Origin of the sequence: Nonomuraea zeae (genome assembly GCF_005889725.1) — a bacterium.
In the GTDB taxonomy this organism is placed as follows: domain Bacteria; phylum Actinomycetota; class Actinomycetes; order Streptosporangiales; family Streptosporangiaceae; genus Nonomuraea; species Nonomuraea zeae.
Map to the genome: position 1 here is coordinate 36,408 of NZ_VCKX01000080.1, position 8,057 is coordinate 44,464.

Annotated in this window: 9 protein-coding genes; 7 read left to right on the top strand and 2 right to left on the bottom strand. The window is 71.2% G+C overall.

Features of this window, described 5'->3' with window-relative positions; all coding sequences use genetic code 11:
* The first annotated feature begins 1 nt into the window (after position 1).
* The 5 genes from ETD85_RS25200 to ETD85_RS25220 all read left to right on the top strand — a co-directional run bounded on the left by ETD85_RS25200 (position 2) and on the right by ETD85_RS25220 (position 3,471).
* Entirely contained in the window at positions 2-856 is an 855-nt protein-coding gene (locus ETD85_RS25200) for a carbohydrate ABC transporter permease (RefSeq protein ID WP_138692250.1), read from the top strand.
* A 33-nt stretch (positions 857-889) separates the two neighbouring features.
* Positions 890-1,165, top strand: coding sequence for a 4a-hydroxytetrahydrobiopterin dehydratase (locus ETD85_RS25205; protein WP_138692251.1), 276 nt, complete (start codon positions 890-892; stop codon positions 1,163-1,165).
* Between the two features lie 123 nt (positions 1,166-1,288).
* Complete coding sequence (locus tag ETD85_RS25210; protein WP_138692252.1) at positions 1,289-1,933, top strand: superoxide dismutase family protein; 645 nt, start codon at positions 1,289-1,291, stop codon at positions 1,931-1,933.
* 52 nt (positions 1,934-1,985) lie between these two features.
* The gene (locus ETD85_RS25215) at positions 1,986-3,092 is read left to right on the top strand and encodes a low temperature requirement protein A (protein ID WP_138692253.1); all 1,107 of its coding nucleotides are present in this window, start codon (positions 1,986-1,988) and stop codon (positions 3,090-3,092) included.
* A gap of 49 nt (positions 3,093-3,141) precedes the next feature.
* On the top strand, positions 3,142-3,471 hold the full coding sequence (locus tag ETD85_RS25220; protein WP_138692254.1) for a nuclear transport factor 2 family protein: 330 nt from the start codon (positions 3,142-3,144) through the stop codon (positions 3,469-3,471).
* Between the two features lie 23 nt (positions 3,472-3,494).
* Here the strand turns inward: ETD85_RS25220 and ETD85_RS25225 are convergent, their stop codons facing one another.
* The gene (locus tag ETD85_RS25225; protein WP_138692255.1) at positions 3,495-4,460 is read right to left on the bottom strand and encodes a pirin family protein; all 966 of its coding nucleotides are present in this window, start codon (positions 4,458-4,460) and stop codon (positions 3,495-3,497) included.
* Between the two features lie 123 nt (positions 4,461-4,583).
* On the bottom strand, positions 4,584-5,921 hold the full coding sequence (locus ETD85_RS25230) for a serine hydrolase (protein ID WP_170246828.1): 1,338 nt from the start codon (positions 5,919-5,921) through the stop codon (positions 4,584-4,586).
* A 161-nt stretch (positions 5,922-6,082) separates the two neighbouring features.
* Here ETD85_RS25230 and ETD85_RS25235 point away from each other — a divergent pair, with 161 nt between their 5' ends.
* Together ETD85_RS25235 and ETD85_RS25240 are read left to right on the top strand one after the other, a co-directional pair.
* Entirely contained in the window at positions 6,083-7,819 is a 1,737-nt protein-coding gene (locus tag ETD85_RS25235; protein WP_138692257.1) for a sensor histidine kinase, read from the top strand.
* A 49-nt stretch (positions 7,820-7,868) separates the two neighbouring features.
* Positions 7,869-8,057 (top strand): response regulator (locus ETD85_RS25240; protein WP_170246829.1); only part of this gene is annotated, 189 nt, incomplete at its 3' end.

An 8,057-nucleotide genomic window follows, 5' to 3' on the forward strand; every position in this document is an offset into this window, starting at 1 on the left:
GATGGCCTCGCGTGACATGGGCCGGCCCCGCCCCGGCGTGCTCAGTGGGCTTTCGCACGTGGCGCTGGCGGTCTGGGCGCTGCTGATCATCGCGCCGCTGCTGTGGACGTTCCTGGCGTCGTTCAAGAACAACACGGAGATCTTCGGTGATCCGCTGCAACTGCCGGGGGCGTTGCGGCTGGACTCGTGGGGGCGAGCGTGGGGCAAGGCGCACATCGGCCAGTACATGCTCAACACGGTCGTCGTCGTCTTCTTCGGTACGGCGGGCACGATGTTGTTCGGGTCGATGGCGGCGTACGTGCTGGCCCGCTACCGGTTCGTCGGCAACAAGCTGATCTACTACTTCTTCGTGGCCGGGCTGGCGTTCCCGGTCTTCCTGGCGCTGGGGCCGCTCTTCTTCGTCGTCAAGCAGTTCGGCCTGCTCAACTCGCACGTCGGGCTCGTGCTCGTGTACATCGCGTACTCGCTGCCGTTCACGGTCTTCTTCTTGGCGGCATTTTTCCGGACATTGCCGGAAACCGTGGCCGAGGCCGCCAAGATCGACGGCGCCTCCCACACCCGGACGTTCTTCCAGATCATGGTGCCGATGGCCAGGCCGGGGCTGATCAGCATCACGATCTTCAACGTGCTGGGCCAGTGGAACCAGTACCTGCTGCCCCTGGTGCTCCTCGCCGGAGACCCGGACAAATGGGTGCTCACCCAAGGCATCGCCAAGATCTCCACTTTGGCCGGGTACGAGGCGGACTGGCCGGGCCTGTTCGCGGCCCTGAGCATGACGATCCTGCCGGTTATGATCATCTACATCATCTTCCAGCGGCAGATACAGTCGGGGCTCAGCTCCGGGGCGCTGAAGTAACGTGGACCGGGAGCACCGGACCCGGGAGGTCTCATGGACGTCGGAAGCAAGCTCAACGACCTGCCCGAATGGCGGCTCGAAGGCGACGAGATCCGGCGCACGGTGACGGCGCCCGACTTCCCCGCCGCCATCCGGATCGTCGACGAGATCGCGGTCAGGGCCGAGGAGCTCAACCATCATCCCGACATCGACATCCGCTGGCGTACTCTCCATCTGGCCCTCACCACCCACGACCAGGGCGGGCTCACCGACCTCGACTTCACGCTGGCGGCGATGATCGACGACATCGCCGCCAAGCACGGCGCCTGACCCCGGCGCGATGCCTTGCTCGGCCGCGTGGTCGAATACGCGCCGTGACGGGCCGGTCACTCGTTAGAGTGGGTGCCCTCTCCGAGCTCCCATCCCGGCGGGGCTCGACCGATGGGGGGTCTCATGCGCGTGCCCGCGCTCCTGCTCGCTCTGCTCACCGCGTCCTTCGCCGGCGCCTCCGGCTGCGCGGGCCCGCCCGCCCCGCTCCAGGACGCGTCCGGTCCCGGCAAGCCGGCCGCGACCCCGACCGGCCCGGTCAGGCTGTCCGGCGGCGGTGAGTTCGCCGCCGCGAAGACCCCGGGGGAGACCTCCCCTGGCAGCTCGCCCGACGCCTCCGAGGGCGCTCCCTCCGCGAACGCGGCCGTCGTCTACGACCGCAAGCTGGTCCCGCAGGGCGCCCAGGCGAGCCTCACCGCCGAGTCCACCGACGGCAAGACCCGTACCTCGCTCGTGGTGGAGGGCCTGCTGCCCGACCGCCGCTACGGCGCGCACCTGCACACCAAGCCCTGCGGCCCGAAGCCGGACGACTCGGGTCCCCACTACCAGCACCACCCCGGCCAGATCGATCCGGCCAGCGAGGTGTGGCTCGACTTCATGACCGACGGCGAGGGCTCGGGCCGGTCCACGGCCCGCAACGACTGGGCGCTGGACCCCGCCGACCTGCCGAGCTCGCTGGTGCTCCACTCCCAGGCCACCAAGACCGCGGGCCCGAAGGTGGGGACGGCCGGGGACCGCGTGGCCTGCCTGACCCTTAAAAAGGTGCCGTAAGCCGCTGGATGGGGGCATAATTACACAATTACATACAGAAGGGTGAGCGACAGTGACCAGCCGCCAGTGGCAGCCGCCCCGATTACGGCTGTTCGAAGCCGTGCAACGCCGGGCCACCTGGCTGGAGCTACTGTACGACCTGGTCTTCGTCGTCGCCGTCGCGGAGCTGGCCGCTGTGCTGGCCGACGGTGCGGATCTCGGCAGCGTGCTCGCCTTCGTCGGCTTGTTCGTGCCCGTCTGGTGGGCGTGGGCCGGATACGTCTTCTACGCCAACAGGTTCGACACCGACGACGTCAGCCACCGGCTGCTCGCGTTGCCGCAGATCCTGGCCGTCGCGACGATGGCGGCGAGCGTGGGCGACATCGCCGGGCGCTCGGCGCTCTTCGCCGTCTCGTACGTCGTGGCCAGGGTGCTGCTCATCGTGGCCTACGTCCGCGCCGGACGGCACGTGCCCGAGGCCAGGCCGCTGACCGTCCGCTACGCCGCCGGGTTCACGGCCGCCGCGCTCATCTGGCTGGCCTCGCTCGCCGTGGACCCGCCGCAGCGCTACGCGTTCTGGGCCGTGGCGCTCCTGGTCGACCTGGCCACGCCGCTGCTCGCGCGGCGGCACCAGAGCAAGCTGCCGCCGCAGAGCGAGCACCTGCCCGAACGCTTCGGGCTCTTCGTGGTGATCGTGCTCGGAGAGGTGGTCGCGGCGGTCGTCACCGGGCTGAAGGGGCACGACGTCACGCCGGGCGCGCTGCTCGTCGCCCTGGCCGGAGTGGCGATCGCGATGGGCTTCTGGTGGCTGTACTTCGGCCACATCGACGAGTCCGTGGTGCTGCGCACCCAGCTCGCGGGGCAGGTCTGGGTCTACTCGCACCTGCCGCTCTCGCTGGGGCTGGTGGCGTTCGGGATCGGCATCGAGCACGCCATCGTGCATCCGCCCGCCACGAGCTGGTCCATCGGGGTGCCCGCCGCACTGGTGCTGGCCGTGCTCGGGCTGCAGCACCTGTGCTCGCGCGACCGGCGCGCGGGCGGCATCCGCCTGGCCGCCGCCGCGCTCACGCTCGCCGCCTCGGCGCTGCCCGTGGTGGCGGCGCTGCCGGTCATCCTGCTGCTCGCCGCGGCGCAGGTGGCGTACGACCTGACCCGGCCGCTCCCGGAAGGCGCCGGATGACCTTCAGGAAGAGCGCCGTGCCGACCTCACCCCCGGAAAGAGGTGCCGGATGACCACCCGAGACCTGTTCGACCGCCAGCTCGCCGCCATCGCGGACCAGGACCTGGAGTCCCTGCTCGCCCAGTACCACGAGGACGCGACCGTCGTCCGCTTCGACCGGGTGGCCAGCGGCCCCGCCGAGATCAGGGAGCTGTTCTCCGCCTACCTGTCGGCCAAGCCCCAGGTGGACGAGATCGTCTCCCTTCAGACGACCGACGACGTGATCTTCTACCGCGCGCTGATGACCATCGGCGGCAACCGGGTGAGCACGTACGGGACCATGGTGGTCAGGGACGGCCGGATCTGGCGGCAGACGGCCGCCGCGCAGCCGGTCGCCTGACCGCCGGGGGTCGGCAGAGGTCGTCACACGTGCCCGGCCGGGATGGTGCCGAGCCGACCGGCCTGGAAGTCCTCGAAGGCCTGGACCAGCTCGGCGCGGGTGTTCATGACGAACGGCCCGTAGTGGGCCACCGGCTCGCCGATGGGCTCACCGCCGAGGACGATCACTTCGAGCGTGTCCTTGGCCGTGATCGTGAGGCTCTCGCCCGAGGTGAGGAGCCCCGGCCGGTTGCCGAAGCCGTCGAACACGGCGAGCTGCCCCGAGTGGAACGGCCGCCGCCCGGCCCCCACCGTCCCGCGCCCGGACAGGGCGTAGGCGAGCGCGTTGAAGTCCTTGCGCCACGGCAGGACCAGCCGGGCCCCGGGCGAGACGGTGGCGTGCAGCAGCGTGATGGGCGTCTGCGTGCTACCGGGCCCGACGTTCCCGGCCAGGTCGCCCGCGATGAGCCGGACCAGCGCGCCACCGTCGTGACTGCTCAGCAGCGTGACGCTGGCACTCCCGATGTCCTGATATTTCGGCGCGATCATCTTCTTCGCGCCGGGCAGGTTCACCCAGAGCTGGATCCCGTGGAACAGCCCGCCCTGCTGGACGAGCCACTCGGGCGGCGCCTCCTTGTGCAGGATTCCCGCGCCGGCGGTCATCCACTGCGTGTCGCCGTTCGTGATCGAGCCGCCGCCCCCGTTGGAGTCGAGGTGGTCCATCACGCCGTCGATCATGTAGGTGACCGTCTCGAACCCGCGATGCGGGTGCCACGGGGTGCCCTTCGGCTCACCCGCCGCGTAGTCCACCTCACCCATCTGATCCATCATCACGAACGGGTCCAGGTACGCGGGCTTGATGGCCGCCAGCGCCCTGCGTACGGGGAACCCCTCGCCCTCGAATCCGCTCGGCGCGGTCTCGACGGCGAGCACTTCACGCTCGGGGCTCCCGGCCGTCGGCTCGGGCAGACGGGGGAGGCTGAGCGGGTTCTCAACGGTCACGGCAGGCATGTCGTGCTCCTTCCAGCGGGTCTGCCCGGCTCAACTCAATTTACTTTTCAACTATTCCACGGGATCGCCCACCCGCATAGAGCCGTTCGAGATCCACGAGCCGAACCCATGAGAACCGCCGGCTCAGGAGCCGCCGGCGAGGGTGAACGCGCCCCGGGCCAGGGCGAGGGCCTCCTGGCCTGCCTGCGGGTCGATCGGCGCCCCCGGGTCGATCGACATCGAGGTCACGACGTACGTCCTGCCCTTCGCCGTACGCGCGAGGAAGCTCATGTCCAGCACGCCCGGCTCCGAGCCGCCCTTGTGCCAGACCGTCGTCCATCGGCCCGGGTCCAGGCCGAGCCCGGCGTCGGTGATCGAGAGCACCTCCCCGACCCGCTTGTCGCGCAGCCCGGCCAGCCCCGCGTACGCCTCGCAGACGTCGGCGGGCGAGCCGAACCACTCCAGCGTGTCCAGCTCGCGAGGGGAGGTCCACGCGGCGATGCCGGACAGCGGCACCTTGGCGACGACCTTGTCCAGATACGCGCGCCGCTCCTTCACGCTCATCGACAGGTAGCGCTTGGCGTGCCGCGGGTACTCCGCCCCCTTGAGCACGAACAGCTCCCGCGTCGTCAGCGACGGCACGTTGCGCTTGTCGTGATTGCCCCACTTGTGCATCGTGCGCTCGACGGCCTTGCGTCCCACCTTGTGGACCAGCAGGTCGGTGGCGGTGTTGTCGCTGATGGAGATCATCAGCTTGGCCGCCTCCAGCACGGACACCTTGCTGCCGTCGGGCCGGTCCTGGAGCTGCCCGCTCGGCAGGCTCTTGAGCTCCGGCGTGATCGTGAGCAGGGTGTCCCAGCCGAACGCGCCGCTCTCGATGCGCTCGGCCACCGCGCCCAGCACGTACAGCTTGAACATGGAGCCGAGCGGGCGCGCCTCGTTCGCCGCCACGGCGTGCACGGGCCGGCAGTCGCCGCCCCTGGTCACCTCGGCCGCCAGGAACGACGTCCGCGCCGCCGTCCTGCTCAGCCGCCCGTCCAGCTCGGCCCAGCTCTTCGGCTCGGGCACGCGGAACCGCAGGCCGTTCATCAGGCCCGTGCCGTCCACCGACACCAGGACCTCGAACGCCGTGCCACCGGCCGTCCCCAGGGCGATCAGCGAGGTGTTCTGAGACGTGAGCACCTGCTCCAGCCGCAGGCCCTTGAAGGTCGCGAACACCTGGTTGACCTGGGTGGCCGGGACGGACTTCAGGAAATCGGCGGTGAAGTGCGCGCTGATCTCGCGCTCCGCGACGGGCGGCCGGGAGAGCGCGTCCAGCAGCCAGCGCAGCTGGGCGCCCGCCGGCGTGCCCGGGATCTCCGGCGCGCTGCGCACGGCCGCCGCCGTGGCCTGTACGGGAGCGGGCTGACCCACGCAGGCCGACATGGTGACCGCCACCGCGGCCGCCGCCAGGATCCGCACGGGCTTGGACGGAGTGCTCATGGGACTTCTCCTTCGGATCGCGGAACGTGCGTTCCAGCCAACCGGGGCGCGGGGGCGGGGCCCACCCGGCGGGCCACCGTTCTCGCAGGTGAGGGTGGCCGTAGTAAATATGCGGATAACCTCATAGACGCGCTCTTGATCCCTCATGACGATGGGTGCTTATGAGTTCGAGGCTGGTGGCCGGGCTGCTGGCGACGATCGCCGGCGCAAGCATCGTGGCGGGCATGTTCGTCGCGACCGGCTGGCCGCCTCCACCGTCCGAGTGGGCGTTCGCGATCTTCGGTCCCGTCCTGTCCGCGCTGGGCTGGCTGCTGGCGGCACGCCGGCCCGAGCTCCGCTTCGGCTGGCTCCTCATCGCCTGCAGCCTGTGCCTGGGCCTCGGCCTGATCGGCTTGGGGTTGACCTTCCGCGGCGCCGCCAACCCGCTCGTCTCTTCCCTCTACGCGGCCACCGCCGCGTTCTACGGCCTGACCTGGATCTTCGTGCCGCTGCTCTTCCCCGACGGGCGGCTGCCCTCGCCGCGGTGGCGGATCGTCGCGTGGATCTCGGGTGCCGCGATCGCCATGCACGCCGCCGGGGTGGTGCTGATCCACCACAACCGGTACGACCTGGCGGGCCTCCGGCTGAGCGCCGAGGAGCTGGCCGTGTCGTTGCTGGCCGGCACCGGGCAGTTCGTCACCTGGGTCATGGCCGTGGTCGTGTTCTGCGGGCTCGTGGTGCGCTGGCGGCGCAGCGCGAGGACCGAGCGCGGGCAGTACGCCTGGATGGTCGGCGGCACGGTCGCGACCCTGGCCGGCGGCGCGCTGATCATGATCGACGCCTTCGGGGGCGAGGTGTCGGCGTCCGGGGCGGTCGGGGCGCTGGTGATGCTCGGATCGCTGCCGGCCGCCATCGGGGTGGCGGTCGTCCGGCACCGCCTGCTCGACGTCCGGGTCGGCATCAGGGGCTCGCGCCTGCACCTGGTGTTCGACGTGCGCCCGACGGTGGACGAGGTGCTGTCCGACCTCGGCACGGCACTCGACGAGACCCCGGAGCCGGTGGAGCAGCTCGGCCGGGTCGCCGCGGCCGTGCGTACCGTGCTGGACACCCGGTGGGCGGCCGTGACGCTGGAGGACGGCACGCGCGTGGTGGCGGGCAAGGAGGAGGGCGCCGCGGCGCTGGCGGTGCCGGTGCGCGGCGGACTGGGACGGATCGAGTGCGGGCCCAGGGACACGGGCCCGCTGACGCGGGTGGACCGCAGGCTGCTCGAGGCGCTGGCCGTGCCCGCCGGGCTGGCCATCCAGAGCGCCGGCCTGGTCTCCCGCCTGGTCAACGCCCAGGAGGCCGAGCGCAGGCGGATCGAGCGCAACATCCACGACGGCGTGCAGCAGCAGCTCGTCGCGCTCATCGCCGGGCTGGAGCTGGCCCGTGCCACGGGCGCGGGCCCGGAGCTGCTCGCCCAACTGCGCGAGCAGGCCCGGCAGACGCTCGCCGACCTGCGCGAGCTGGCGGCCGGCATCCACCCGTCCGCCCTCGGGCAGGGCGGCCTGGTGGAGGCCGTCGAGGAGCGCTGCGCCCGACTGCCCGTGCGCACCACGGTCACCTCGCCTCCCGCGCTGCGGGCCAGGCGCTTCTCCGACGAGATCGAGGGCGCGATGTACTTCACCGTGAGCGAGGCCGTGGCCAACGCGCTCAAGCACGCCGGCGCGGGCACCATCGAGGTACGCCTGTCGCACGCGGAGGGCCGCCTGCGCGCCACGGTCGCCGACGACGGAGCGGGCTTCGACCCGCGGACGACGGAACGCCGGGGGCTGGCCAGGCTGTCCGACCGCCTGGACGCCCTCGGTGGGAACCTGGACGTCCACAGCGAGCCGGGAAAGGGGACACGGATGAACGCGTGGGTGCCGGTCGATGGCTGAGCCGACGTCTGGGTCGATGTCTGGGCCGACGTCTGGGCGGATCCGCGCTGTGGTGGCCGACGATCACTACCTGGTGCGCGAGGGCACCCGGCAGCTGCTGGAGATGTCCGGCGAGGTGAGCGTCGTGGGCGCGGTCGGCAACGCCGACGAGCTCCTCGACGCCGTCCGCAGGCTGGGCCCCGACGTCGTGATCACCGACATCAGGATGCCGGGAGGGGAGTGGCGGGCGGGCTTCGAG

Excerpts from the sequence above, each read along its gene's own strand:
- ETD85_RS25220 (WP_138692254.1), top strand. The coding sequence starts at position 3,142 with ATGACCACCCGAGACCTGTTCGACCGCCAGCTCGCCGCCATCGCGGAC.
- ETD85_RS25225 (WP_138692255.1), bottom strand. The coding sequence starts at position 4,460 with ATGCCTGCCGTGACCGTTGAGAACCCGCTCAGCCTCCCCCGTCTGCCC.
- ETD85_RS25210 (WP_138692252.1), top strand. The coding sequence starts at position 1,289 with ATGCGCGTGCCCGCGCTCCTGCTCGCTCTGCTCACCGCGTCCTTCGCC.
- ETD85_RS25200 (WP_138692250.1), top strand. The coding sequence starts at position 2 with ATGGCCTCGCGTGACATGGGCCGGCCCCGCCCCGGCGTGCTCAGTGGG.
- ETD85_RS25205 (WP_138692251.1), top strand. The coding sequence starts at position 890 with ATGGACGTCGGAAGCAAGCTCAACGACCTGCCCGAATGGCGGCTCGAA.
- ETD85_RS25235 (WP_138692257.1), top strand. The coding sequence starts at position 6,083 with ATGAGTTCGAGGCTGGTGGCCGGGCTGCTGGCGACGATCGCCGGCGCA.
- ETD85_RS25230 (WP_170246828.1), bottom strand. The coding sequence starts at position 5,921 with ATGAGCACTCCGTCCAAGCCCGTGCGGATCCTGGCGGCGGCCGCGGTG.